Here is a 25,921-nt window from a genome sequence, read left to right as displayed (position 1 = left end):
CCGCCAGGCTTAAGGATGGCTCTATGAACGACGATAAACAAACCATTATTGGCGTCGATGTCGGCTCCGCCAGCGTGCGCGCCGGTGTCTTTGACCTTAATGGCACCCTTCTCGCCCATGCAACCCAGGGGATCACCCTGTTTCGCAGCGCGGGTAACGTGGTGGAACAATCCAGCCGCGAAATCTGGCAGGCGGTCTGCAGTTGCATTCACAGCGCGCTGGCCCGCTCCGGCGCCGCCCCGCAGTCCGTCGCCGGGATTGGTTTCGACGCCACCTGCTCGTTGGTGGTGGTCGGCGAACATGGCGCCTCGCTGGCGGTGGGGCCTGGGGACGATCCTCAGCACGATATCATCGTCTGGATGGATCATCGCGCCACGGCCCAGGCCGAAAAGATTAACGCCACCGGACACGCGGTGCTGCAGTACGTCGGCGGCACTATCTCACCGGAGATGGAAACGCCGAAAATTCTGTGGCTGAAGGAGAACCGGCCGCAGACCTATCAGCAGGCGCAACACTTCTTCGACCTGGCGGATTACCTGACCTGGCGCGCCACCGGCGATCTGGCCCGTTCAATGTGTACCGTCACCTGCAAATGGACCTATCTGGCGCATGAACAGCGCTGGGATGCCGACTACTTCCGCCAGATTGGCCTCGACGATCTGGCGGACGACGACTTTGCGCGTATCGGCCAACGCATTGTCGATCCGGGCACCCCCTGCGGCCAGGGACTCAGCGCCGAGGCGGCCCGGGAGATGGGTCTGCCGGTCGGCACGCCCGTGGCGGCCGGGATGATTGACGCCCATGCGGGCGGCATCGGCACCGTCGGGGTGCTCGATGGCGCGGTCAGCAATATGGCCTACGTGTTCGGCACCTCTTCCTGCACCATGGCCAGCACCGCCAAAGCCGTTTTCGTGCCCGGCGTCTGGGGACCGTACTACTCCGCGATGGTACCCGGTTTGTGGCTGAGCGAAGGTGGCCAGAGTGCGGCAGGCGCCGCGATCGACCAGCTGCTGCGTTTTCACCCAGCGGCCGCGCAGGCCAGCGAACTGGCTCAGCAGGCTGGGGTGGCGCTACCGGTGTATCTCGCCGATCGGGTTCTGGCTCAGGTGAGCAGTGCCTCCGCGGCGGCCGACCTCGCCGCCGGGCTGCTGGTGGTACCGGAGTTTCTGGGTAACCGCGCGCCACTGGCGGACCCGGAGGCCAGAGCAGTGGTCGCGGGATTAGGCATGGAGCAGGATCTGGATAATCTGCTGGCGCTGTATGTCGCGGGGTTATGCGGGATTGGCTACGGGCTGCGGCAGATCCTTGACGCCCAGCAGGCGTGCGGCATTCACTGTGAAAACATCGTCATCAGCGGCGGTGCCGGGCAGCATCCGCTGGTCCGTCAGTTGCTGGCCGATGCCTGCGGTATCAACATCGTGAGTACCGAGTGCAGCGAACCGGTGCTGTTAGGCTCAGCTATTCTTGGCGCCGTCGCCGGTCGGGTGTCGGCGTCGCTGCCGGAGGCCATGAAGCAGTTTACCCGGGTGGATAAAACCTACCGTTGCACGACGTCGTATCAGGCACTGCATCAACGCCGCTATGAAGCCTATCTGGCGCTGCAGCAGGCAGCCCGCTTGCTGCGCCAGTAGGTCTTGAAGTGAGGCCCCTCTCATGGAGAGGGGCCAGTACTCAGGCAATGGTCACTTTGCCGTCCAGATAGACATCCTGCACCGCATTAATCAGCTTCACGCCGTCGCTCATCGACTTTTTAAACGCTTTACGACCGAGGATCAGCCCCATCCCGCCAGCACGCTTGTTGATGACCGCGGTACGCACGGCATCCGAGAGGTCTGTTTCGCCCCCCGCCGCGCCGCCGGAGTTGATTAACCCGGCACGGCCCATATAGCAGTTCGCCAGCTGATAGCGCACCAGGTCGATCGGGTTTTCCGAGGTCAGTTTGCTGTACACGCGATCGTCGGTATAACCAAAGTTAACCGCTTTATAGCCGCCGTTATTTTCGGCCATTTTCTGCTTCACGATATCGGCGCCAATGGTGGCCGCCAGATGGTTCGCCTGACCGGTTAAATCGGCCGAGACATGATAATCGACGCCGTCTTTTTTGAACGCCGGGTTACGCAGATAGGCCCACAGCACGGTCACCAGGCCCAGCTCATGCGCGCGTTCAAAGGCCGCCGAGATCTCTTCAATCTGGCGACGCGACTCCTCGGAACCGAAATAGATCGTCGCCCCGACCGCCACCGCCCCCATGTTGAATGCCTGCTCCACGCTGGCGTACAGCGTCTGGTCAAAGGTGTTCGGGTAGCTGAGGGTTTCGTTGTGGTTAAGCTTCACCAGGAAGGGAATGCGGTGCGCGTAGCGGCGCGAAACCGAGGCCAGCACGCCATAGGTGGACGCCACGCAGTTGCAACCAGCTTCAATAGCCAGTTCGACGATATTTTTCGGATCAAAGTAGAGCGGGTTGGCGGCAAACGAGGCGCCTGCCGAGTGTTCCACGCCCTGGTCAACCGGCAGGATGGAGAGGTATCCGGTCCCTGCCAGGCGCCCGGTGTTGTAGAGGGTTTGCATATTACGCAGCACCGCCGGCGGACGGTTGTTATCTACCATCACCCGGTCGACATAATCTGACCCCGGCAGATAAAGCTGGTCAGCTGGAATGGTCATACAACGGTGCTGTAAAAGGCTGTCGGCATCTTTACCAAGCAACTGCGTAATATCAGTCATAGCTATGCTCCCGTTAGCGCCGGCCGCAGCCGGCATGTCTTTTCCTGACCCAAGTATTTGGGCAGGTTAAGCCTGGTACCGACTTAGCATATTTTCCAGCCGGGATCGCATTTTTCAGCGGTTTTAACCGGCTGGAATCGGGACTCGCTGGCACAGATAATGGTGTCGACATCCCTCAGCCAGCGGGGAGCGTTATCCGATTTACCACCACGCGTGGAAATGGTGCACCGGCCCGATGCCGTGGCCCACTTCCAGCGAATCGGCCTGCGCCAGCGCCGCAGAGAGCCAGCCTTTAGCTTCCGCCACCGTCTGCCCCCAGTCGGCATAGCGTGGGCGCAGTGCGGCCAGCGCCGCGGAGAGCGTACAGCCGGTACCGTGGGTATTTTTGGTCTGCACCCGCGGCGCGGTGAAGCGCTGTTCGCCGTCGCGGGTAAACAGCCAGTCCGGGCTTTCGGCGTTATCGAGATGGCCGCCTTTCATCAGTACCGCGCCGCAGCCCATCGCCAGCAGCGCCCGCCCCTGCTCCAGCATCTCTTTCTCATTTTGCGCATGGGGGGCATCCAGCAGCGCCGCCGCCTCCGGCAGATTAGGGGTAATCAACGACACGTGCGGCAACAGGCGCTTGCGTAACGTCTCCACCGCAGAGGCGCTGAGCAGCGGATCGCCGCTTTTCGCCAGCATCACCGTATCCAGCACCACGTTGTCGATCTGATAGCGGGCCAGGCGCTCCGCCACCGCCTCCACGATATCCGTTTCCGCCAGCATGCCAATTTTGGTGGTATCGATGCGCACGTCGCTGAACACGGAATCCAACTGGGCGGCAACAAAGTCAGGTTCGATACGATAGACCGACTGCACGCCGCGGGTGTTTTGCGCCACCAGCGCGGTGATCACCGAGCAGCCATAGGCCCCCAGCGCAGAGAACGTTTTCAGATCGGCCTGGATCCCGGCGCCGCCGCTGGGGTCGGTACCGGCGATAGTCAGTGCATTAATCCGTTTCATCCCTGCAGCTCCCCGTATAACGCATCAAGAAATGCCGGGGTAAAACTGCCCGGTCCTCTGCCGTGAGCCGCCAGGCCACCGGCCTGTTTCATCAGGCCGCAGGCGGCGGCAACGTTCTCGAGGCGGTCGCCTGGCATGGCGGTACTGGCGGCCACTACGGCGGAGAGCGCGCAGCCGGTGCCCACCACCCGGGTCATCAGCACATCGCCGCCGCTGACCGTGCGTGTGCGCTGTCCGTCGGTGATGTAATCCACTTCACCGGTCACTGCCACAATGGTATTGATCTGTCGGGCCAGCGCCTGGGCCGCCGGCAGCGCCGCGGCGGCGGTATCGGTGGTGTCCACGCCGCGCCCGCCGCCGCTCATGCCGGCCAGCGCCATAATTTCCGAGGCGTTGCCGCGAATGGCCGCCGGTTGCAGGCTCAGCAGTTCATGGCAGAAGGTGCTGCGCAGGGTTAATGCTCCAACCGCCACCGGATCCAGTGTCCAGGGTTTACCGGCGCTTTGCGCACTGAGCACCGCGCCGCGCATGGCTTCCGCACGGTCGACGGTTAAGGTGCCGACGTTAATCAGCAGTCCATCGGCGATAGCAGCAAACTGCGCCGCTTCTTGCGGGTCAATAACCATTGCCGGCGAGGCGCCGATCGCCAGCAGAACGTTGGCGGTAAAGGTCTGTACCACATCGTTGGTCATGCAGTGCACAAGGGGGGAATGGCGGCGAAACAGATGTTGCAGGTGCGCGATATGCGCGAGATTGAGTGGCTCAGTTTGCATCGTGTGCTCCAGCCAGGCGACGTAGAAGCAACGACCTTGTGGTCTCTGACTTCCCTACGCTGGCATTATCCAGATCAGGTACTACGGGTTTATCTCAGCCTTCACAAAGAAGGGCACCCCGAGTCATTTAAATCAAAATCAATAAGTTGGGATTAACGGCTCGTTAATCCCTGTTGTGGATCATGCCAGCCACCAGCCAAAGACACAACCCCTGCCTTATGCTCAGAACTCGATGCGGCCGCCAAAATTGTAGCGGCGCCCTTCCAGCATCGCGGTCTGTCGGTAGGAGGTGCTGTAAATCGGGTTCACATCAAACAGATTGTAGATACCGCTCATCAGGGTGACGTGCTTATTCAGGTGATACCGAGCGCCGAGATCCACCAGCGCGTAGGCCTCGGTGGAGGTGGACTTGCCGATATCCGGCGAGTTGCTGCGCCAGCTTGCCCGGGTCCACAGCTCAAGATCGTTGGTCGTATTCCAGGTCAGCGACACGTTGGCCATGCTGCTCGGGAAATCGCTCAGCGCGTACCCTTTATACTCACCGCTCTTCTGTTCGCTGTGGGTGTAGGTATAGTTCGCGTTGGCTTTCAGCGCGGCGGTGGCCTGCCAGTCGCCGTTCAGCTCCAGACCGTAGATCTCCGCATCACCGACGTTAATGTATTGCGACACGGTGTCCGCGGTGTAGCCATTGTACTGACACTTCTGGGTCGCAGATGCCGTACAGATGGTGTGATCGCTGATTTTGTCTTTGAATTTGGTGTGGAAAATCGTGGCATCCAGCGCCAGCGCGTCCTGCTGCCAGTACACCCCCAGCTCGGTGTTGATGCTCTGCTCCGGCTTCAGGTCATCATTACCAATGCCGATTTCGGAGTAAGGATACGCGCCGTAGACGCTGGTAAAACCGGCGTTGTTCTCGCGCAGATCCGGCTTCTTATACCCGGCGGACACGCCGCCTTTCAGCGCCCAGGTTTCATTCAGGGTCCAGTTACCGTACAGCTTAGGAGTGACGTGGTAGCCAAAATAGCTGTCATGATCCAGACGCGCCGAGGTGGTCAGGGTGAAATCCGGCACCATCATCCAGGCATCTTCTGCAAAGACCGCCCAGCCGTGACGGGTGATCTTGCTGACCGGCGTCACGCCGGGCGCCTCCTTGTCTTCTATACCAAAGGTGTCATTCAGCTCGTTGCGGGTAAAGTTAATACCTAACGTCAGCTTGTGATCGCCCAGGGTAAAGGTGTTCGCGCTGTTGGCTTCGAAGTTATTCTGTTTAATAAATTGTGAATCCATGCCCGGCACACGATATTCCGTGCGCGCTTTCTCGTAGCTGATGAAGTTTTTGACCTCCAGCAGGTCATCGCCGTACCAGGCGTGCTGCGAAAGCGAGGCCGCATCGCGGTCAAAACCCCAGTACCACTGCTTATCGTTATGGGTTTTCTCCTGATTGCCTTTGGTGGCGTTCAGATCCCACAGTTGGGTATCGGTGGGCGACATGGAAATCGTCGCATCCAGATTCCCCGCCTCGTGCTTCACAAAACGCTGCTTAGCCGGGCTATCATCATCGCGACGGTCAAGATAATCCGCCGCCACGCTTACCCCGAGTTTGCCCGGCACCACCGGTCCCATCAAGAAAACGTTGCTCTGGTTGGTGTTGCCGTATTCGCTTTTCTCCTGCAGGAAGTAATTATCCTCCAGTACCCCCGTCCATTTATCGATGTTGTACGCTTTTTTGGTAATGACGTTGACCACGCCGCCGATAGAGTCAGATCCATACAGCGAGGACATCGGTCCACGAATGACTTCAACCCGTTCGATGGCGGCCAGCGGCGGCATAAAGGCCGCCTCAGTACCGATATGGTGTCCGTAAGGCCGGGATTCGCGGGTCGACTGCTTAATACCGTTCACCATAAACGAGGTATAGGTAGAGTCCATCCCGCGCATCTGCACATCACCGGTTGCCAGGCTACCGTGGCCGTTGCCGACCAGCACCCCTGGCATTTCGCGGATGGCTTCCGTCACGTTCTGGTTTGAACGGGTATTCAGCGCTTTCTCATCAAGCACCGAGATAGTGGCTGGCGCTTCGCGTCGCTCCTGAGTAAAGCCGGTGGCGGTCACCACCATTTGTTCTTCGTTGACCGGGGTGCTGTCTGCTGCATAAACCACTGCCGGCAGGTTGGCAATGGCGAGCGCAATCGCCACGGCCATGCGTGTCTTAGTCGTCACAAAAAAAGCCCTTAAAATGTAGTGAGATCAATCTTGAGAACGTAGTCAGCCTGGTCGGATTTTTCGTCTTGTTTGACGCTGGCATAGAGCGTTCTGGCATCGGCAGAAAGCACCAGGCTGTTCGGCATGGCCGCCGTTTTGATGGTGTGTTTGACGCGGTTGGTTTTGGCATCAATCACGCTAATCGAGCGTTCGTTACGATGGGTCACATAGATTTCATCGCGCGCGGCGTTATACAGCACGGCAATGGAGTTCGGCGTGGCAATGCGATGCAGCAGCTTGCCGGAGCGCAGGTCCACCACCAGCAGGTCGCGGGTATTGGTATCGGCGATATAGCCCACGCCTGCGGCGCTATTCAGCGCGATATTGAGGAAGTAGTGATTGGTCTCGGCCGGATCGACCTTCACGCGGGAGAGCAGCGTCGAGGTTTTGCCATCAAGGGTAACCAGCTCGCCGTGGCCGGTGACCACATAAACCTTCTCACCCGTGGCATCCACCGCAAATCCCACCGGTTCGATTTTCCCGATAGTCTCCAGCAACTGCTGTTTACGGGTATCAACGACCCAGAGTAACCCTTTGTCTTTACGCCCGATCCCGGAGACATACAGGCGCTGGTTATGCTTATCGAGCACTACTTCGCGAACGTGGGCCTTTTTCTCAGGATCAGAATCGTCGCTCAACTGAATGGTTTTGATCACCTTGCCCGTGAGCGTGTCCAGCAGCATCACCGAGCCGTCCAGCGCATTGCCCAGATAGAGAATATGATTTTCTTCATCCAGCGAGAGCGCGAAGGTGCGGCGCTCGGTGGCGATTTTATCCTTAATCTGCAAAGAATCGGCCGCCAGTCGGAACACCACACCAGCGGTTTTATCTTTCTCAAAAGAGGGTGCCGAGGCGGCATAAATCGTCTGCTGCTGCTTGTCGTAGGCTAGCTCATAAACCCCGTGTCCCAGGGGCTGCGAGCGAAAGACCTTCTCACTGAACTCCTTTGCAGATGCGCAGAGAGTATGAAGAGAAACGGCAATAGCCAGCGTGCAGAGCGCGGCTTTCTTTACAGATGCTGTAGACATGTAATATTTCTTTACAGTAGTTTACGGAATGCAAACGATAATGAAAATGAATATTATTTGCAATCGCATATTCCTTCGTATTTCCTACCATTTTTTGTGTTGTAATCGAAGCGGCAGCTGTTTTAACGCGCTCGAACCCGCGAGGGTGGCGCTTCTCAAATGACGTCGTTTCGCGGTGACGGGGCAAGTACAGCGCACCCACGGTGCGCTGCCCTCCTCACCTAGTGTTTAAACCAGCTCACGGTAATCCAGCCCGCAACCGGCGTTGGCGATGATCCCCTCTTCAACCTCGGGGGTTAAATGCTGATGCGGGGAATAGTGATACGGGGGAGCGAAATGCTCGGTGTTAAATCCGCAGGGATTTAATGCCGGTGGAGGCACTTCCGGGGGGCCTGGTTGATCCGGCGGTTCGCTATTAAATGTCGAACCTTTATCGCTCAGATACTCGCCGCCAAATGCTTTATACATTTTGCAGGAGTCGCTGACGCCTTGCACCCGGAAAATATTAAATTCTGAGCGGGTTCTTGAATCTTTGCCCACGCCAAAGCTGTATTGATATTTATAGATGGGATCGCTAATACTATTATCAAATACGTTATTAAAAAGATGAATATTGCCAAAACGTACCCGCGGAGTACGCTGCACTATGCGGGTAAACAGATTGTTATAGAAGGTGACCCGGAGTTTACCAGCATCTTCCTCTGTATTACTGTCGCTATGACCAATCAGAATAGTTTTGTCATGTAAGGTGAAATGGCAATGGGAGATCGTAATATAATCAGAGGCCCGTTTAATATCTAACGCGCCGTCGTGTTGAACGTATTTCCAGCCATCCACGGTCTTGTAGTTATCCATGGTAAAACGGCCATCGGTGAAGGTCACATTGCTGACCCAGACGTGGTGAGCGCGGACGATACTGAGGCCATCCCACTCGGCATTCCAGCCGTCGCCCTCTTCGAATTGCGGCTCAACATCCACCGGGTTTTCAATATGCAGGTTGTGGATAATCACATTGCTGACATCCTGAACAAACAAAGCACATTCAATGAGTTGTGCATTGCTGTCGATACCAATCAGGGTGGTGTTACTGCCGAGAAAAATGCGGCCGCGTTTTGACTGGTCCTGGCGGTCGGTGTAGGGAACACCCCCGCTGGCATCAATTAGCCCGCCGACCCAAATCCATTTCGGCTGGTCACCTGATGCCGCAATCGCCTCCCTCAGTTCGGTGATATTCCTGACATAGTAAGCATGCCCCGGCGACGTTCCCCCGCCGGTCGTTCCCCCGGCTTCGGTGGCCCATCCCAGCGGCGTACCATGCCAGGATTTATGCGGAGGCACATTATTGATTGTTGTCATTACAAATCTCCTTTTGTATTTTATAAAACGGCTGTTATTCAACAAACATTAACATCATAGTGATGACTTAATATTAATGAGATCCAGTTTATAAAAATATGTCAACAACAAATGGCATATCCCACAGAGTATAAATAGCCAGGTATTACAAGCCACCACCATTTACAACAACATAAATGAAATGATGTTTCACTTTAAAATTACAGAATGAGATTAATCTGCATATATGAAAACTTCAAGTGCGATTTTGCATTAAAGGGAGGTAGATCATATTTACCGTTCGTCGGCGATCGACGGAATGGCGGTAACACATGGAAAACATAGCAACTGGGTGTTTCTGGCGGCTAAAAAAATAGCCCTGAGACAGGGCTATATGGTGTCGGGTATCAGCTTAAATCAACATTCTTGCTGCCGAAAAACAACGTCAAAATAAAGCCGGCGAGGTAGGAAATGACAATCCCGGCGACATACACCAGCATGCCGGGGAAAATGCCTTTGGCCGACGTCATCAACGGAATAGAGACCAGTCCCGACGGGCCGAACACCGTATTCAAGCCGATCGGCAGCCCCATCCAGGCCACCAGGCCAACGAAGAATCCACCGACCGCGCCCCCCAGGCAGGCCGTCACGAACGGCTTCAGGCGAGGTAACGTGACGCCGTAAATCAGCGGCTCGCCGATCCCCAGCAGGCCCGGGAAGATGGCGCCCTTAATCTGGGTGCGCAGAAGGGATCCTTTTGGCGAGCGGACGAACAGCGCGAGCGATGCCCCCACCTGCCCGGCCCCGGCCATTGCAAGGATCGGGAACAGCGAGTTAAAGCCCTGGACATCCATCAGAGCAAAGTACACCGGTACAAAACCCTGATGGATACCAAACACCACGGCGATCAGGAACAGTCCGGCCAGAATCGCGGTGCCGAACGGGTTACCGTTGAGGTGCATAAAGAGCCAGGACATGCCCTTAAACAGCTCGCCGCCAACCGGCATAATCACCACAAAAGTCAGGGCAGCGGTTAGCAGCAAGGTGATCGATGACGTGAGGATCATATCCAGATTGTCGGGAATAAACCGGCGCACCTGCTTTTCGATCCACGCACCAGAAATACAGGCCAGCAGCACGCCAATAATATTGCCGCGGGGGTCGATTACCAGGCCAAAGAAATCGCTCATGCCGGCGTAGTAGCCGCTCGTCCCTTCGGGTACATAGCGCAAAATAAACAGCGAAGCGATAATCGCCCCGTTTACCCCGGTACCGCCAAAAGCCTTCTGAGTGTTATAGCCAATCAGAATGCTGAGGAAGGTAAACAGGCCGATGCTGAACACTTTCATGTAAGCAATCAGCCCCTTTAACCAGTCAGCGGCCGCGACCCCTTCGACGATCAGCGTTTGTTGCAGCAACGTAGCGATGCCCAGCAACAGGCCTGCGGCAATAAAGCCTGGGATCAGCGGAGTAAAGATGGTGGCAAAGCGGGTCAGGAAATTGTGCACCGCGCTATTTTGTCTGGCCTTCATCTGCTGCTTGTGGTCGCTGGCCACGGTGCGCAAATCGGGATGCTCAGTACCGGCCCTTCCCTGCTGCGGCTGCGCTGCCAGCAGGGCGTTCATCATCTCGCTGGCGGTCTGCGCTTTGCCTGGACCAAGGATGACCTGCAGCTGATCGTCGCCGTTAACCACGCCCATCACGCCGGGGAGCTTCTTCAACGCCTCCAGCTGAATATGCTGACGGTCTTTTAAGGTCAGACGCAGCCGGGTCATGCAGTTACCGCAGGTTATGATATTTTGACTGCCGCCCGTCAGCTGTAAAATTTGCTCTATCATCGAAACGGTTATTTTCGCCATCGTTATACCTGTATCCCTTCCAGTGCCTGACGGATAAATCCCTGACTTTGCTGTAATAGTTCACCGGCCTCCGACGCTGACAGGCCGCTCAGGATCATCACAATGGCGGTTTTGCAGTGGCGTTGACACCGATTCAGCGCCTCTTCGGCCACGGCCGGACTGCATTCCGTTGCTTCGACAACGATATTGACCTGGCGCTGGAGCAGTTTGGCGTTGGTGGCTTCCACATCGACCATCAAATTGCCGTAGACTTTTCCGCTGCGGATCATCGCGCCGGTGGTGATCATGTTCAGGACCAGCTTCTGCGCCGTGCCCGCTTTCATTCGCGACGAACCGGTCACCACTTCCGGGCCGACCAACGGTTCTATTGCGATATCCGCCAGCCGGCTCATTTCACTGTTGGGGTTGCAGGAAATAGCAGCTACCGTCGCCCCAACGCTATGGGCGTAGGCCATTGCCCCCAGCACGTAGGGCGTGCGCCCGCTGGCGGCGATGCCGACCAGCACATCCCTGGCGTTAACTTCGAGCGCGCGGAGATCCTCTGCCGCCAGCGTCAGGTTATCTTCAGCATTTTCCACCGCCTGCAAAATCGCGGTATGGCCGCCGGCGATCAGCCCGACCACCTGCTCGCGGGGCGTGCCGTAGGTCGGCGGACATTCACTGGCATCGAGGATCCCCAGGCGGCCAGAGGTACCAGCACCGCAATAAATCAATCGGCCGCCGCTGGCAAATGCCTCAACCACCGCATCCACCACCTTTGCGATACCCGGCATGACCGCCTCTACCGCCAGCGGGACTTTTTTGTCTTCGCGGTTAATCACCGCCAGCATGTCCAGCGTGGGGAGTGTATCAATTTGCGAACTGGCCGGGTTGCGGCTTTCCGTCACCATCTTGCTTAAATTAATCTTCATGGGGCTTCCATTAGGTTAAAAATTGCGACAATGTTAAGGAATTATTTATTCTGCAAATGTGATAATCATCACGACAAATCTATTCTCGCCCGGACCTGCCCGAGGAATAAACGAGAAAAAATAACGTCGCATAAAAATTAATTATTAATAATTTCAGATAAATAAACTTAAGGAATGTAAGGCACAATGAATGGAATAATCTATTACATACCGTGGAGATAACGTGGATGTCAGTGCTTAATGAAATCACCTGGCTGCTACCCAGGCTGGCGGAAAACCAGCAAAAAATCGCAAAATATATTCTGGATAATCCGGAATCCGTATTGAGTATGTCCTCTTCTCGCTTTGCCGAAGATGCCGGGGTCAGCCAGTCTGCCATCGTCAAATTCAGCCAGAAAATCGGCATGAAAGGCTTCCCGGCCCTTAAGCTGGCGATCAGCGAAGAGCTAGGAAGAAACAACCTCTTCAAGTCCTATCCGCATAAAGCGTTGCATAACGCTATCTCATCGGAAGACTCGCTGATGGTGGTCGCGCAAAAGCTTGCGCAGGAAAAAACCGCCGCCATTATGGAGACGACAAATAGGATAAACTTTGCTGTTTTTCAACAGGTTGTCAGCATTATCGATACTGCGCAACGCGTGCAGATCGTCGGTATCTGGGGATCGGGCCTGACGGCTAAAGACCTAAGCTTCAAACTGCAGAAGATTGGCATCCTGAGCCAGGCAGAGGCCGACCTTCACGTCCAGCTCGCCACCGCTCAGGCGTTGAGCGCCAAAGACGTGCAAATCGTGATCTCCTTCAGCGGCCGCCGCAAGGATATGCAGACCGCCGCCTGCATGGCAAAAGCCCAGGGCGCCACGGTGATCGCCATCACCGGCGACAAGGGCAATCCACTGGCCAAAATAGCCGACTACGTGCTGGAAAGTATTTCTGATGAAAACGAGTGGCGCAGTTCGTCGATTTCCTCGCGGACCGCGCAAAATACCCTGACGGATTTGATCTTCCTGGCGTTAATGCAGCATCGCGAAGCGGTGGCTAAACCTCTGGTACTCAATGCGAGCATGACAATCAACAACCTCGACGAATAATCCCGGAACCACCAGGTTCCCGCTAAAACCTACTCATAAGCGACTTATACGGTGCTCTGATACTGTGCCAACGGTTGCCTGTGGACGCTTGCGCTTTTTTTGCTGAATCCGTAGAGATAATATTCAACACGACACTTAATGCTGGACACTTAACGTAGAGGTTAATATTACAGATTAATATTTTCATGCCCTTATTTTTATTACAACTAAACTTATAGCTTAATCATTACCAGGCAAAGAGTCTGAAAATTCCAAATAAACCACCAGATATATTCTCATTAATAAATGACTATTCCTTTCTCAGCCCCCTGTTCACTCAAGCAACAAGATAAAACCCCGATATAAAAGCCAGCCATTATTCCTTGCCCCATAGCAAACAGGAATCGATCAACTGTGATAATTATCACTTTATTGGGTGGTTCGAAATGTACAATCGCCGGAAATTGATATAGCGGAGTCATCTTATGAAAAAAATAATACCGGCCATTTTTTTAATTAGCCTTGGGAGCCATGCGACGGTTATTCCGGACGCGCAACTAAAAGAGATGTGGCTTGCACCTGATAATGCGACGGAGCATCTTATCAGCACCATGAGCTTTGAAGAAAAGCTCGGGCAAATGCTGATGGTGGATATTCGTTCGTGGGATGAAAATAATAGCGAGAGCAAAAGTCCCTTTATTGCGATGAATGCCAGTATCGGTAAAATGATCGCTGACTATCATTTAGGCTCGGTGATCCTGTTCCGTGAAAACCTGATTGATACGCCGCAAACCGTGGCGCTGATTAATGAGCTGCAAAGTGCCAGCAGCCATTTACCGCTGTTTATTAGTACCGACCAGGAAGGTGGATACGTTACACGTCTGCGGGTCGGCACCGAGATGCCGGGCAATATGGCGCTCGGCGCCACCGGCGTACCTGATTTAGCCCGACAGGCCGGGAATATTCACGGCTACGAATTAACCAGTCTGGGGTTTAACTTTAACTTCGGCCCGGTGGTCGACGTCAATAACAACCAAAATAACCCGGTCATCGGTGTTCGTTCCTATTCTGACGATCCGCTGCTGGTCGGCAAATTAGCCCGTAGTTATATCGACGGTATTCACCAGTACCCGGTTCTCACCTCGCTAAAGCATTTCCCAGGGCACGGTAACGTGGCCTCGGATACCCATTTTGCGCTCCCCAGCGTGAATACCGATAAAGCGTCGTGGCAAAAAACCGAACTGCAGCCCTTCGTCGACGTGATGCCGCAGACCGATGCCATCATGACCGCCCACGTGGTTGTGCCGGCGCTCGACAGCACCCTGCTGACCAATATTAACGGCGAGAAAATCGGGACTCCGGCGACATTATCCAAAGCCATCCTCACCGATACCCTACGCCACCAGCTGAAGTTTAATGGCCTGATCCTCACCGATGCGATGGATATGGGCGCCATTACCGGCAACTTTGATCGCCACTGGTCTATCAAACAGGCCATTTTGGCCGGCAACGACATCGTGCTGATGCCCATCGGGATCAAAGACAACGCCAGCATTGAACAGCTCGGCGCCCTGTACGCCTGGTTGAAAACCGAAGCACAAAAAGACCCGGTGCTCAGCAAGCGTATTGAGGACTCCGCCAAACGCGTCATTTATACCAAGCTGAATAAGCGTATTTCCGCCGCACCGCGTGACGCCGCGACGGCTGAAACCATCGTTGCTTCCCGCAAGCATAAAGATCTGGAGAACGTCATTTCAGAGCAGGCTATCACCCTTATCAAAAACGACGGGGTTCTGCCTTACCCGCTGAAGGCCCACAACAACATCATGGTGTTTTCTGATGAACGCCCGCGTAATGAACTCATTAAAAAGCACCTGACGCAAATTGCCGATGAGTTGAAGGTCTCTTTCAACCTCAATGACCAGGTCGTTAAGCTGGATCAGCAGAGCCTAACCACGGCGGAGATTGAGCAGCAGATACAGGGTCAGCAGTTTATTATTCTGGCCACCTATAACCTTAAGCTCAACCCGGCCAACGCCCAGCGCATCATCGACGTCGCCAACCACAAAAATATCCCGTTGGTGGTGATTGCAACCCGCAACCCGTATGACATTGCTTATTTATCAGACGTCAAAGCCAATATCGCGATTTATGGTATCACCGGATTTGATGTCACCAATAACGTTCGCAACAGTCTCGAAACCAATATTCGCAGTGGCTTAAGAACGCTGTTCCAGGGCCCCGCTGGCAAAAAAGATATTCTGGCTACGCCGCGCGGTAAACTGCCGGTCGATATTAAAACTCCCGATAATAAGAACGTGCTGTATCCACGCGGTTACGGATTAACAGCATTTTAATATCTCTGAAGGTACAATATGAAAACATTAACAGGGTTAGTTATTTCCTCTGCGCTATTCATGGCTGCGCCGGTGCTGGCTGATGAATCGGTAACGGATTATGATCAAGAAATTATTAAACTGAATAAACGCATTCAACAGGTAGAAAAAGAAAAGAAAGATGCCCAGGATAAAATTCACCAACAAATCTGGCATGTTGATACCTATATTGGCACCGAGCAGGAAATAGACAGTGACGATCGCTGGAAACATATTCGCGGCAGCGTAGCGACCTCGCCTTATATCGGGGCGTTTATTTACCAGAATGACTCATTATGGATGTATGACGTGCAGTTTTTGAAAACCTATCTGGACAGTACCCCGGAATATGACCGTACGCGCTGGCAGGCGGGGGTCACCAGAACCTTCCCCTTTACGCTGGCGGGGAAAAGCGGCAACACCAAACTGCGCCTCGGCTATCGGAATGACAACTGGCACTATCCTTCGATCAGTAACCCGGCGCTGGCCGCACCAGAATACAAAGGGGATATCCGCAAGGGCGAGGAGCGACATGAGATCTGGATCCGCCCGCAGGCCTGGTACAAATATTCTGACAGCCTGAGCTTTAACGCCAGCCTCTCCTTCCGCCTGATTGACCGCAAGCTCGATTACGCGCGGGCGAAAGGCGATTACGGCGTCGATAAGCGCGACTGGAGCCAGATCAATGAGCATTTCGCTGGCGCGAACCTGACGTTTAACCAGAAAAACTCCCTGTGGCTAAACTATCTGTATATCGATGAGCAACTGGTCAATACCTTATATAACAAGGAACATTTCCTGTGGGCTATCTACCGATACAAGTTCGATAATGGCTTCCTGTTAATGCCGTACACCCGCCAGGCGCTAACCAAAGGGACGCAAAGCTTCCGCGACTCCAAAAACCAGGAGACGGTATATAAGGAAAAAGACCGCAGCCGTTATGGTTTCCAGGCGATCTATCCGTTTACCAAACAGACGTCGCTGTTCGTCGACACCTACTATCGTCCGGAGAAAACCTGGACCAACGGCGACAAAGTCAGCAACAACTTCTGGTTCTGGGCCGTGGAATTACGCCATAACTTCTGACGCATAATTGATTGCTTAATTGAGGGAAACAAGGAATGAAACACCTGCTGCAGGCGGTATTATTCCTGTGCGCGTCGTTTGCTCTCAGCGCTGGCCATGCCAGCGCTGAATCCAGCATTGTGCTCGGCGTCGATCAGGAACAACGCTACGGGCCGCTGCTTAAAAACAAGCGCATCGGCCTGATGGTGAACCAAAGCTCAATCAACAAACAGGGCCAGCACACCATCGACAAATTGCTTGCCGAGCAAGCTAAGTACGGCTTCACCGTGACCGCGCTGTTCTCGGTCGAACACGGGATCCGCGGCAACGCCGATGCCGGGCTGGGTGATGAGGATCATCGCGACCAGCGCAGCGGCCTGCCGATCGTGTCGTTATATGGCCGCGATGCCGACGGGCGGGCTCGCGCCCATCCCACCGCTGCGCAGTTAGCAAATGTCGACGTCGTTATCTACGATCTGCAGGATGTCGGCGTGCGTTACTTTACCTACACCCTCTCCCTGCACCATATGCTGGAAAGTCTGCAGAAATACGGTAAGCAGATGATCGTCTTTGACCGCCCCAACCCTCTCGGCGCCCATGTGTATGGCCCGATTCTGGAGGAAAAATATATCTCCGGAATCGGTATGCACCCCGTGCCGATGGTCCACGGGCTGACTTCCGGCGAATTTGCCCGCCTGATCGTCGGCGAAGGATGGCTGACGAACTTCAACGACGCCAGCTGGCAGGCCTTTGGCAACAAGGCGTACCAGCTGCCCGCCGCAGACCTGACGGTGATCGCCATGGCCAACTATACCCATGACACCCCTTATTCGCTGCCCGTGCGGCCATCGCCAAACCTGCGCAGCGATCTGGCTATCCAGCTTTACCCTTCTCTGGGGCTGTTCGAAGCCACCAGCGTCAATATGGGCAGAGGCTCCGACCATCCTTTCGAGCAGTTGGGTTTTCCGACGCGTCAGTTTTACGTCAACACCTGCTATCCGGTGGATATCAGCCAGCACAAAACCGGCTGGCCGCAGGCCGGGAAAACGGTGTGCGGGGAGCGATTGACCACCACCGACATTCGCCAGCTGAAACCGACGATCCGTTATCTGGTGGAGTGGTGGTTTAAGTTTAAAGCCGCCGGCTATGAGATGGTGATCCCTGCGGCGCAGGAGGCGCAGTATCTCGACTATCAGGAAACGTTCTTTTTAATTCGTCCGCTGTGGCTGGCCAAACTGACCGGTACCGGCAAGCTGCCAGCGCTGTTGCAGGAAGCCCACGACAAAAAGCTATCGGTTGATCAAACGGTCGATTTTATCGAGGGGCAGTGGCAGCCAGGCATCGAACGCTATTTGCAGCTGCGTAAAAAATATACGCTTTACCCATAATAAGAGTCGCCTCTTTTTTCCGATGACGTTTGGGTGGCAGCGCGGCTGCCCCCCTTTTTTTAATAATCTTCCGGCAGCGGTCGGTCAATGGAAACCAGCCTGCCTCTCTCCATGGTGATGTAGCCCCCGGCTTTCAGCTCGGCCAGCACCCGGAAAACGTGGGTTCGCGACAGGTTAGTCCGGCGGATGATAAACAGCGCCAGCCCCTCGGTTTCGCCCTTATGAGCGTTCTGGCGATACAGGTAACGAAACAGCATCGGCCGGATCGTCTGGTAGCTGGTCAGCTGCCGACGTTCGTTATGCAGGTCGATGGTAAATATAGTCATATACAGCAGAATGGTCGTCAGCTCCTGAATACGCTGCGGATCGTTTTTCATAAAAATACGATCAAACGCCTCGTAGGATATTTTTATAACATCCGCTGGCGCCACCGCAATATATTCAAACTTCGCCAGAGGACAATATCTTTCCAGCAACCCCACCGGCATATGTTCAATCGTATTACCAATCATGAGTCCATTATCGGGCATCACCATGGCCAAAGAACCTTTAATGCAAAAATAGATACATTCGGGCTTTAATACTAATTTTTTATTTAGGGCAACGGACAGCGCTTCGCCTTCTTCGGTTATTTCCGCCAGATAGGTGTCTATTTTAAGTCCTTGATAATAGCTATGTACGTCCTGAAAATTCACACCATTCCCCTTTCTGTCCCCTGTACCAACAACTGAAGTATAGCAGTGAACGCACTGTCTATTCACCGTGAACATATCCTGATCAACGGCCAGTCCCATTTGGGACTATCGCACTAATTTAATTACCTTACAATGCTCAACAGTTACTCCAGATTTGCTTTTGTCACTTCATCATTATTTGTTGAACATGACAAAATTATCCAAGAGGCCCTTCAATGAAATTAAATCAGATCGCCAAACATCTGGCACTGGCCGGTGTTTTAACTTCTCTTTCTGTTTCCGCTTTCGCGCAGGTTATGCCGAAAGATGCAACAGAAGCCACTCAACAGGCAAATAACGCGCTTTATAATAAGTTGCCGTTTGCCGACAAAACTGACTTTGAAAATGCGCACAAAGGTTTCGTTGCCGCGCTGCCACAAGAAGTGATCAAAGGCGCACAAGGTAACGTTATCTGGGATCCGGCGAAGTACGACTTCATTAAAGAAGGCGAAAAAGCCCCTGCGACCGTTAACCCAAGCCTGTGGCGTCAGTCTCAGCTGATCAATATCAGCGGCCTGTATAAAGTCACCGACGGTGTTTATCAGATTCGTAACCTCGATCTCTCCAACATGACCATTGTTGAAGGCGATAAAGGCATCACCATTATTGACCCGTTATTGTCTGCAGAGCCGGCGAAAGAAGCCCTGGACCTGTACTACAAAAACCGTGGTAAAAAACCGGTCGTTGCGGTGCTGTTCACCCACAGCCACGTAGACCACTACGGCGGTATCCGTGGTGTGGTTGATGAAGCAGACGTGAAATCGGGCAAAGTGAAAATCTACGCCCCGGACGGATTCATGAAAGAAGCCGTGTCTGAAAACATTATGGCCGGTAACGCCATGAGCCGTCGCGCCAGCTACATGTACGGTAACCTGCTGAAGCCTGACGCGAAAGGCCAGGTCGGTGCGGGTCTGGGGACCACCACCTCTGCGGGTACGGTTACCCTGCTGCAGCCAACGGACTACATTACCCATACCGGGCAAGAAGAAGTTATCGATGGCCTGACCTACGACTTTATGATGGCGCCGGGCTCTGAAGCGCCGTCAGAAATGCTGTGGTACATCAAAGAGAAGAAACTGATTGAAGCTGCAGAAGACGTAACCCATACGCTGCACAACACCTACTCTCTGCGTGGCGCGAAAATCCGCGATCCGCTGGCATGGTCGAAATATATCAACGCCGCCATCGAGCGTTGGGGCAGCGATGCCGAAGTCATTATCGCTCAGCACCACTGGCCGACCTGGGGTAACGAAAACATTGTTAAGCTGATGAAAGGTCAGCGCGACATGTATCGCTTTATCAATGACCAGACGCTGCGCCTGGCCAACAAAGGCCTGACCCGTGATGAGATCGCCGCGAACTTCAAGCTGCCACCGTCACTGGAAAAACAGTGGGCAAGTCGCGGTTACTACGGTTCCGTCAGCCACGACGTGAAAGCCACCTACGTGTTCTATCTCGGCTGGTTCGATGGCAACCCGGCAACCCTCGACGAACTGGCGCCAGAAGAAGCGGCGAAGAAGTTTGTTGATTACATGGGCGGCGCGAGCAACGTGCTGAAGAAAGCCAAAGAAGATTACAGCCAGGGTAATTACCGTTGGGTTGCGCAGGTCACCAGCAAAGTGGTCTTTGCTGACCCGAAAAACCAGGAAGCACGTAACCTGGAAGCGGATGCGCTGGAGCAGCTGGGTTACCAGGCCGAAGCGGGCACGTGGCGTAACTTCTACCTGACCGGTGCTCAGGAACTGCGTAACGGCGTACAGCAACTGCCGACGCCAAACACCGCCAGCCCGGATACCGTGCGTGCAATGACCCCGGAAATGTTCTTCGATTACCTGGGCGTGCATATCAACGGCGAGAAAGCAGGCAATGCTAAAGCGACCTTCAACATTGACCTTGGCAAAGACGGCGGCAAGTACAAGCTGGAACTGGAAAACGGCGTACTGAACCACACTGCTAACGTTGAAGCGAAAGACGCGGATGCCAACATCACGCTAAGCCGCGATGCGCTGAACAAGATCATCCTGAAGCAGGAAACGCTGAAGCAGGCTGTCGATAATGGTGACGTGACCATTACCGGTAATGCCGCGAAGCTGGACGAAATGCTGAGCTATATGGACAAGTTTGAGTTCTGGTTCAACATCGTTACTCCGTAAGTTTATTCAGTGACTTACCCTACCCCGCAGCCTGTGGCTGTGGGGTATTTTTTTGCCTGTAAGATACTGAACGCCCGGTTTACCCCTCTGCCCTGAGGCGCGCCGCCGATTCGCGCAGCGAACTCAGCAACAGTAAAAAACACTCTTCAATTAACGACGGCAGCGGCTGCGGCCCGCGCATTAACGCCACGGTGCGCGCCAGTGCCGGCTGCTGGAGCTGCGCTATCTGCAACGCCGGGTCCTGTAAATGGGTGGTATAGAGCTCCGGCAGAATGGCAATCGCCAGGCGCGAGCGCACCAGGCCATACAGGGTTTCGATATAGTCCACCTGATACCGGGTATTCAGGGTCAGGCGATGGCTCTCTGCCAGCGCACCGACCAGACGTTGGATATTGCCCTTCGAGAACACCGCAATATCGCGCCCGGCCAGCAGTTTCCATGGTAAATGCGGCTGCGCCGCCAGCGGGTCGTCGCAGTGCAGCACCGCCACAAACGGATCTTCCCGCAGCGGGTAGACCTGTAACTCTGCGGGAAGCGAACTGTCGATAGCGCCAATGCCAAAGTCAATCTTGCCGCTTTGCAGCTCCCGCACCAGCGCATCGTTGGTCTGGTCGTGGAACTCGACCCGCAGCCGGGGAAAGGTTTGTGCCAGCAGCTGCGGCAGCAGTGGAAACAGCAGCGAACTCACCGAAGGCACCAGGCCAATCCGCACGGTGCCATCGCCGCCGGCCGCCACGATCTGCTGCATATCCTGAAACGCCAGCTGGGCCACGCTCAGCACACGGCGGGCGTGGGGCAAAATCGCCGCCCCCAGTTCGGTCAGGGTCACCGCAGAGGCGGTCCGGTTCACCAGCTTGCCGCCGAGCACCGTTTCAACCTGACGCAGCGCGCTGCTCAGTGCCGGCTGGCTGATGGCCAGGCGGTTGGCGGTATCGGTGAAATGACGCAGTTCCGCCAGGGTGACAAAGTACTGTAGCTGCTTGAGGGAAAGCGCGGGCAGGCGCTGCCATGGTTCGGTCATGGTGTTCTTCGCTAAGGGTAGTCAGGCAGAATAACCCGAGCTTATCGGGTGATAAATTTATTCATCTGGGCAAACGTTTGCCGTGCGCCTAGAGTAGCGCCATTATCCTTGTGCCGGAGTTGTTATGTCCAGCAATGCAGAAAACCGCCGCCGTGCCGTCCAGGCCGCCAGAGGCGAAACACCGTTTGACCTGTTACTGACCGACGGGCATATCGTCGATATGGTCACCGGCGAAGTCCGCGCCGCCGATGTCGGCATCGTTGGCGAGATGATCGCCAGCGTGCATCCGCGCGGCAGCCGGACGGACGCGCACCACTGCCAGTCGCTGGAAGGCGCCTACCTTTCGCCGGGGCTGATCGATACCCACGTCCACCTTGAAAGCTCCCATCTGCCGCCCGAGCGCTACGCCGAAATCGTCCTTGCGCAAGGGACCACGGCGGTCTTCTGGGATCCCCATGAGCTGGCCAACGTCCTCGGCGTGGAGGGGGTTCGCTATGCCGTTGCCGCCAGCCGCCATCTGCCGCTGCAGGTGATGGTTGCCGCCCCTTCCAGCGTGCCATCGACCCCAGGACTGGAAATGTCAGGGGCGGATTTCGCCGGCGCCGAGATGACCACCATGCTGGCATGGCCGGAAGTCTGCGGCGTGGCGGAAGTGATGGACATGCACGGGGTGCTCAACGGCAGCGCGCGGATGCTGGAGATTGTCCAGGCCGGTCTCGACAGCGGCAAGCTGATTGAAGGCCACGCCCGTGGTCTGAGCGGCGCCGACCTGCAGGCCTACCTTGCCGCCGGGGTGACCTCCGATCATGAACTGACCTCAGCGGAAGATGCACTGGAAAAGCTGCGCGCCGGATTGACTCTGGAGCTGCGCGGCTCCCATCCGTATCTGCTGCCGGATATTGTGAAGGCCCTGAAAACCCTCCCGCATCTCTCCTCGCAGATCACCGTCTGCACTGATGATGTGCCGCCGGATATGCTGCTGGAAAAAGGCGGGATTATCGCCCTGCTCAACCTGCTGATTAGCCACGGTCTGGCCGCTACCGACGTCCTGCGCTTCGCTACCCTCAACGCCGCGATTCGCCTGCAACGCAACGATTTGGGGCTGATTGCCGCCGGTCGCCGCGCCGATCTGGTGGTCTTTGACAACCTCGAAACACTACAGGCCCGTGAGGTCTTTGTGGCCGGGAAGTCGATTGCCCGTGACGGCGCGATCCTCCAGCCGATCCCGGCTGCTGCTGGCGTCTTGCCGCCGCGTGATACGCTGCAGCTGGCGCCGCTGCAGGCTGCTGATTTTGTGCTGCGGGTGCCCGGCATCATGCACGGAGTGGCCCGTCTGCGGCATATCCGCGGCGCGCGCTTTACCCAATGGGGAGAGGTTGAGGTACAGGTTCGCGACGGTGAAGTCCAGCTCCCGGAAGGCTTCAGCCTGATCTGGGTGAAGCACCGCCACGGACGTCACCAGGCTACGCCGCAAATCGCCCTGCTCGAAGGCTGGGGTGAGCTGCGCGGCGCCATCGCCACCAGCTACTCCCACGACTCCCATAACCTCGTGGTGCTGGGACGTCATCCTGCGGACATGGCCCTGGCTGCTAATCAGCTGATTGCCTCCGGCGGCGGAATGGCGCTCGCTCAGCAAGGCGCCATTCTGGCCCACGTGGCGATGCCGATTGCCGGCATGCTGTCCGACCTGCCGGCCGCCGAGCTGGCACAGCAGTTCCGTGAATTACGCGACCTCAGCGCGGAAATCGCCGACTGGGAGCCGCCATACCGGGTATTTAAGGCTATTGAAGGAACCTGCCTCGCCTGTAATGCCGGACCACATTTGACCGATTTAGGGTTGACCGATGGCACCACCCGCCAGATCGTCGAACCGCTGATAGCATGCCGGGAAACCCCGGTCCCAACCGATCACAACAATAATCATCGGGGAGCCTGAACATGGCCGACAACACACTGCATACCTCCGCGCAGGGAAGCTGGCTGGAGCGGCGTTTTGCCCTGCGCTCCCGCGGCAGCACGCTACGTACCGAATGTCTCGCCGGGGTGACCGGTTTTCTTGCCGCCGCCTATCTGCTGGTGGTGATCCCCGGCCTGCTGGCGGTGGGCGGTATGGACAAAGGTGCCGCCACCACCGGGACGATTCTGGTGTTCGTCGCCGGAACGTTGCTGATGGCCTTTTACGCCAACCTGCCATTTATCGTTGGTCCGGGCATCGGCGGCTCGGTGCTGGTGGGCGTGACGCTGGCCGGCAGTGAGGGTATCGGCTGGCAAATCGGTCTCGGTATTGCCTGCTGGTCTGGGATCCTGTTCTTCCTGCTCACCACATTCGGCCTGCGCGAAGTGGTGACCCGCTCGGTGCCGCAGTCGATAAAACTGGGGCTGACGGCCTCGATCGGCCTGTTTGTGGCGGTGCTTGGTTTTCGCAACGCAGGCCTGGTGCTGGCAAACGCCAAAACCAACGCCCTGATGCTGGGTGATTTTCTCTCCCCCGGCGCGCTGGTGGCGCTGTGCGGCCTGTTTCTCGCTATCGCCCTGCAGGCACGACGCATTCCGGGGGCCATTCTGTGGGCAATCCTGTTTGCTACGCTTATCGGCATTCCTGCCGGCGTAACCCGCTTACCGGCCAGCTTTATCGATATGCCGCACTCGCTGGCGCCGGTGCTGGGCCATATCGATATGCTGGGAGCGCTGAATATCGCCTTCCTGCCGTTCCTGTTCGTCTTTTTCGCCTCCGAATTTTTCTCCACCATGGGGACCACCCTGGCGGTCGGCGGCGAAGCGGGGCTGCTGGATGACGAAGGCAATATGCCGCAGATCAACCGGCCGTTTATGGTCGATTCGATCGCTGCTGCCATCGGCCCATGGCTGGGTATTCCGGCGGCAACCGCGCTGATTGAGTCGTCAGCGGCGGCAGAAGCCGGCGGTAAAACCGGGTTAACGGCGCTGGCGGCAGCGGTGATGTTTTTGCTGATGCTGCTGTTCACCCCGGTGGCCCTGATGATCCCCAAAGAGGCCACCGCCCCGGCGCTAATCCTGATTGGTCTGAATATGTTCAGCGGCCTGCGCAAAGTCGATCTGGCTAATTTCACCGACGGACTGCCGGTATTGATGATGGTGATGATCACCCTGATCGCTAACAGCTTCGGCACCGGGATTGCCGGCGGGCTGCTGTTCTACATCATGATTAAAACCGTTGCCGGCAAATGGCGGGAAATCCCGCTGGGACTGTGGATCCTCGCCATTCCGCTGGTCTACTACTTCGCCACCCTGGTACGCCACTAAGCGAAGATGGGGCTAATCTTTCATCGTGTGCAGATTAGCCCTGCCCCGCTTCGCAGTGCGCTTTCACCTCTTCATACAGTAAACGCACCGCGGCGGAGAGTTGCTTGCGGTGCGGGCAAATCATATTCAGCGGCACCAGGTCGCCCTGGTAGTGCGGTAACAGCACCTGCAGACGCCCGGCGCGAATATCGTCTCTGACATCCAGCGCCGACTTATAGGCAAAGCCCTCGCCGGCAATCGCCAGCCGGCGGATCACCTCGGCATCGTCGCTGACGATGGCGCCGGAAACCTGGATATGCTCCACCACGCCGTTAAGGCTGACCGGCCACCGATCGAATTGCCGCCCGCGCAGCACGTACAGCAGCGCATTGTGCTGTGCCAGCGCCTGGGGCGTTTGCGGCTCGCCATGTTCGGCAATCCACGCCGGAGAGGCCACCAGCACCCGGCGGTTTTCCGGCGCGACGGGCAGTGAAATAAATGAAGCATCGTCGTTGTCGCCGTAGCGAAAGGCGACATCCACCGGGTCTTTAAACACATCGGTGCGGTGATCGGAAAAGAGGATCCGCAGCTTCAGCGCCGGGTGACGCTGGCGAAACGCCCGAAAGACGGTCAGCAGCAGATTGCGCCCAAGGTCGGAGGGCACCGCGATTTGCAAGGTGCCGCGCACTTCATCATCCGGCACCTGAATTTTTTGTAGCCCGGCATGAAGCGTATCGAGCATCTGGATGGCATAGGGCAGCCAGGTCTCCCCTTCCGGGGTGAGGCGCAAGCTGCGGGTGGAGCGCGCAAACAGGCGAATATTGAGCATGGTCTCCAGGCGCTTAATCGCCGCGCTGACCTGCGCCGGCTGCTGCCCGACCTCCCGCGCGGCGTCGCTGAAACTGCCTAAAGCCGCCGCCCGAACAAATAACGTCAGATCTTCCAGTCTGAACATAGACACTC

General features: G+C 56.0%; 19 protein-coding genes and 1 riboswitch. Of the genes, 8 read left to right on the top strand and 11 right to left on the bottom strand.

The window, feature by feature from the left end; all coding sequences use genetic code 11:
* The first annotated feature begins 23 nt into the window (after positions 1–23).
* Positions 24–1,631, top strand: coding sequence for an FGGY-family carbohydrate kinase (locus tag ACMYSN_RS23170; RefSeq protein WP_462496311.1), 1,608 nt, complete (start codon positions 24–26; stop codon positions 1,629–1,631).
* A 40-nt stretch (positions 1,632–1,671) separates the two neighbouring features.
* Here ACMYSN_RS23170 and fbaB read toward each other — a convergent pair whose 3' ends face one another.
* From fbaB to murQ, 8 genes are all read right to left on the bottom strand, one after another.
* Complete coding sequence (gene fbaB / locus ACMYSN_RS23165) at positions 1,672–2,724, bottom strand: class I fructose-bisphosphate aldolase (protein WP_123755520.1); 1,053 nt, start codon at positions 2,722–2,724, stop codon at positions 1,672–1,674.
* 201 nt (positions 2,725–2,925) lie between these two features.
* Positions 2,926–3,726 carry a hydroxymethylpyrimidine/phosphomethylpyrimidine kinase gene (thiD, locus tag ACMYSN_RS23160; protein WP_462496310.1) on the bottom strand — a complete coding sequence of 267 codons (801 nt, stop codon included), beginning with the start codon at positions 3,724–3,726 and terminating at the stop codon, positions 2,926–2,928.
* Positions 3,723–4,499 carry a hydroxyethylthiazole kinase gene (gene thiM / locus ACMYSN_RS23155; protein ID WP_462496309.1) on the bottom strand — a complete coding sequence of 259 codons (777 nt, stop codon included), beginning with the start codon at positions 4,497–4,499 and terminating at the stop codon, positions 3,723–3,725. Before thiM ends, thiD begins: the two co-directional genes overlap by 4 nt.
* A gap of 34 nt (positions 4,500–4,533) precedes the next feature.
* A riboswitch (TPP riboswitch) is annotated at positions 4,534–4,630 on the bottom strand.
* A 91-nt stretch (positions 4,631–4,721) separates the two neighbouring features.
* Positions 4,722–6,701, bottom strand: a complete 1,980-nt coding sequence (locus ACMYSN_RS23150) for a TonB-dependent receptor domain-containing protein (RefSeq protein WP_462498317.1) — start codon at positions 6,699–6,701, stop codon at positions 4,722–4,724.
* 29 nt (positions 6,702–6,730) lie between these two features.
* The gene (gene yncE, locus ACMYSN_RS23145) at positions 6,731–7,789 is read right to left on the bottom strand and encodes a YncE family protein (protein ID WP_462496308.1); all 1,059 of its coding nucleotides are present in this window, start codon (positions 7,787–7,789) and stop codon (positions 6,731–6,733) included.
* Between the two features lie 228 nt (positions 7,790–8,017).
* On the bottom strand, positions 8,018–9,145 hold the full coding sequence (locus ACMYSN_RS23140) for a pectate lyase family protein (RefSeq protein ID WP_462496307.1): 1,128 nt from the start codon (positions 9,143–9,145) through the stop codon (positions 8,018–8,020).
* A gap of 386 nt (positions 9,146–9,531) precedes the next feature.
* A complete protein-coding gene (gene murP / locus ACMYSN_RS23135; protein ID WP_462496306.1) occupies positions 9,532–10,983 on the bottom strand; it encodes a PTS N-acetylmuramic acid transporter subunit IIBC in 1,452 nt (483 codons plus the stop codon).
* Positions 10,984–10,985: 2 nt separating this feature from the next.
* Positions 10,986–11,894 carry an N-acetylmuramic acid 6-phosphate etherase gene (gene murQ / locus ACMYSN_RS23130; protein ID WP_462496305.1) on the bottom strand — a complete coding sequence of 303 codons (909 nt, stop codon included), beginning with the start codon at positions 11,892–11,894 and terminating at the stop codon, positions 10,986–10,988.
* 227 nt (positions 11,895–12,121) lie between these two features.
* On the opposite strand from murQ, the gene ACMYSN_RS23125 reads away from it, so the two are divergent.
* The 4 genes from ACMYSN_RS23125 (at position 12,122) to ACMYSN_RS23110 (ending at position 17,789) form a co-directional block, all read left to right on the top strand.
* The gene (locus tag ACMYSN_RS23125; RefSeq protein ID WP_462496304.1) at positions 12,122–12,982 is read left to right on the top strand and encodes an SIS domain-containing protein; all 861 of its coding nucleotides are present in this window, start codon (positions 12,122–12,124) and stop codon (positions 12,980–12,982) included.
* A gap of 464 nt (positions 12,983–13,446) precedes the next feature.
* The gene (locus tag ACMYSN_RS23120) at positions 13,447–15,318 is read left to right on the top strand and encodes a glycoside hydrolase family 3 protein (protein WP_462496303.1); all 1,872 of its coding nucleotides are present in this window, start codon (positions 13,447–13,449) and stop codon (positions 15,316–15,318) included.
* An 18-nt stretch (positions 15,319–15,336) separates the two neighbouring features.
* The gene (locus ACMYSN_RS23115) at positions 15,337–16,422 is read left to right on the top strand and encodes a hypothetical protein (protein WP_462496302.1); all 1,086 of its coding nucleotides are present in this window, start codon (positions 15,337–15,339) and stop codon (positions 16,420–16,422) included.
* 35 nt (positions 16,423–16,457) lie between these two features.
* The gene (locus tag ACMYSN_RS23110) at positions 16,458–17,789 is read left to right on the top strand and encodes an exo-beta-N-acetylmuramidase NamZ family protein (protein WP_462496301.1); all 1,332 of its coding nucleotides are present in this window, start codon (positions 16,458–16,460) and stop codon (positions 17,787–17,789) included.
* 59 nt (positions 17,790–17,848) lie between these two features.
* On the opposite strand, the gene ACMYSN_RS23105 is transcribed toward ACMYSN_RS23110, so the two are convergent.
* Complete coding sequence (locus ACMYSN_RS23105; RefSeq protein WP_462498316.1) at positions 17,849–18,484, bottom strand: helix-turn-helix domain-containing protein; 636 nt, start codon at positions 18,482–18,484, stop codon at positions 17,849–17,851.
* A 215-nt stretch (positions 18,485–18,699) separates the two neighbouring features.
* On the opposite strand from ACMYSN_RS23105, the gene ACMYSN_RS23100 reads away from it, so the two are divergent.
* Complete coding sequence (locus ACMYSN_RS23100) at positions 18,700–20,676, top strand: alkyl/aryl-sulfatase (RefSeq protein ID WP_462496300.1); 1,977 nt, start codon at positions 18,700–18,702, stop codon at positions 20,674–20,676.
* Positions 20,677–20,755: 79 nt separating this feature from the next.
* Here ACMYSN_RS23100 and ACMYSN_RS23095 read toward each other — a convergent pair whose 3' ends face one another.
* On the bottom strand, positions 20,756–21,697 hold the full coding sequence (locus tag ACMYSN_RS23095) for a LysR family transcriptional regulator (RefSeq protein ID WP_462496299.1): 942 nt from the start codon (positions 21,695–21,697) through the stop codon (positions 20,756–20,758).
* Positions 21,698–21,821: 124 nt separating this feature from the next.
* Between ACMYSN_RS23095 and ACMYSN_RS23090 the strand changes: the two genes are divergently transcribed.
* Both ACMYSN_RS23090 and ACMYSN_RS23085 read left to right on the top strand, forming a co-directional pair.
* On the top strand, positions 21,822–23,633 hold the full coding sequence (locus ACMYSN_RS23090; RefSeq protein ID WP_462496298.1) for an adenine deaminase: 1,812 nt from the start codon (positions 21,822–21,824) through the stop codon (positions 23,631–23,633).
* Positions 23,634–23,635: 2 nt separating this feature from the next.
* The gene (locus ACMYSN_RS23085; RefSeq protein ID WP_187042532.1) at positions 23,636–24,979 is read left to right on the top strand and encodes an NCS2 family permease; all 1,344 of its coding nucleotides are present in this window, start codon (positions 23,636–23,638) and stop codon (positions 24,977–24,979) included.
* Positions 24,980–25,013: 34 nt separating this feature from the next.
* On the opposite strand, the gene ACMYSN_RS23080 is transcribed toward ACMYSN_RS23085, so the two are convergent.
* Positions 25,014–25,913: a LysR family transcriptional regulator gene (locus ACMYSN_RS23080; RefSeq protein ID WP_462496297.1), complete on the bottom strand. Its 900-nt coding sequence runs from the start codon at positions 25,911–25,913 to the stop codon at positions 25,014–25,016.
* Positions 25,914–25,921: the final 8 nt, after the last annotated feature.

It is taken from the genome of Klebsiella sp. R445, assembly GCF_051131755.1.
Taxonomy (GTDB): domain Bacteria; phylum Pseudomonadota; class Gammaproteobacteria; order Enterobacterales; family Enterobacteriaceae; genus Klebsiella; species Klebsiella lignicola.
Note: the sequence above shows the minus strand (reverse complement) of the source record. Positions and strands in the feature narration are given on the sequence as shown.

What these genes read in the sequence shown, in the direction of transcription:
- ACMYSN_RS23170 (WP_462496311.1), top strand. Translation starts at nt 24, where the DNA reads ATGAACGACGATAAACAAACCATTATTGGCGTCGATGTCGGCTCCGCC.
- ACMYSN_RS23100 (WP_462496300.1), top strand. Translation starts at nt 18,700, where the DNA reads ATGAAATTAAATCAGATCGCCAAACATCTGGCACTGGCCGGTGTTTTA.
- fbaB (WP_123755520.1), bottom strand. Translation starts at nt 2,724, where the DNA reads ATGACTGATATTACGCAGTTGCTTGGTAAAGATGCCGACAGCCTTTTA.
- ACMYSN_RS23110 (WP_462496301.1), top strand. Translation starts at nt 16,458, where the DNA reads ATGAAACACCTGCTGCAGGCGGTATTATTCCTGTGCGCGTCGTTTGCT.
- yncE (WP_462496308.1), bottom strand. Translation starts at nt 7,789, where the DNA reads ATGTCTACAGCATCTGTAAAGAAAGCCGCGCTCTGCACGCTGGCTATT.
- ACMYSN_RS23090 (WP_462496298.1), top strand. Translation starts at nt 21,822, where the DNA reads ATGTCCAGCAATGCAGAAAACCGCCGCCGTGCCGTCCAGGCCGCCAGA.
- murP (WP_462496306.1), bottom strand. Translation starts at nt 10,983, where the DNA reads ATGGCGAAAATAACCGTTTCGATGATAGAGCAAATTTTACAGCTGACG.
- ACMYSN_RS23095 (WP_462496299.1), bottom strand. Translation starts at nt 21,697, where the DNA reads ATGACCGAACCATGGCAGCGCCTGCCCGCGCTTTCCCTCAAGCAGCTA.
- ACMYSN_RS23125 (WP_462496304.1), top strand. Translation starts at nt 12,122, where the DNA reads ATGTCAGTGCTTAATGAAATCACCTGGCTGCTACCCAGGCTGGCGGAA.
- murQ (WP_462496305.1), bottom strand. Translation starts at nt 11,894, where the DNA reads ATGAAGATTAATTTAAGCAAGATGGTGACGGAAAGCCGCAACCCGGCC.
- ACMYSN_RS23140 (WP_462496307.1), bottom strand. Translation starts at nt 9,145, where the DNA reads ATGACAACAATCAATAATGTGCCTCCGCATAAATCCTGGCATGGTACG.
- ACMYSN_RS23085 (WP_187042532.1), top strand. Translation starts at nt 23,636, where the DNA reads ATGGCCGACAACACACTGCATACCTCCGCGCAGGGAAGCTGGCTGGAG.
- ACMYSN_RS23115 (WP_462496302.1), top strand. Translation starts at nt 15,337, where the DNA reads ATGAAAACATTAACAGGGTTAGTTATTTCCTCTGCGCTATTCATGGCT.
- ACMYSN_RS23150 (WP_462498317.1), bottom strand. Translation starts at nt 6,701, where the DNA reads ATGGCCGTGGCGATTGCGCTCGCCATTGCCAACCTGCCGGCAGTGGTT.
- thiD (WP_462496310.1), bottom strand. Translation starts at nt 3,726, where the DNA reads ATGAAACGGATTAATGCACTGACTATCGCCGGTACCGACCCCAGCGGC.
- ACMYSN_RS23120 (WP_462496303.1), top strand. Translation starts at nt 13,447, where the DNA reads ATGAAAAAAATAATACCGGCCATTTTTTTAATTAGCCTTGGGAGCCAT.
- thiM (WP_462496309.1), bottom strand. Translation starts at nt 4,499, where the DNA reads ATGCAAACTGAGCCACTCAATCTCGCGCATATCGCGCACCTGCAACAT.
- ACMYSN_RS23080 (WP_462496297.1), bottom strand. Translation starts at nt 25,913, where the DNA reads ATGTTCAGACTGGAAGATCTGACGTTATTTGTTCGGGCGGCGGCTTTA.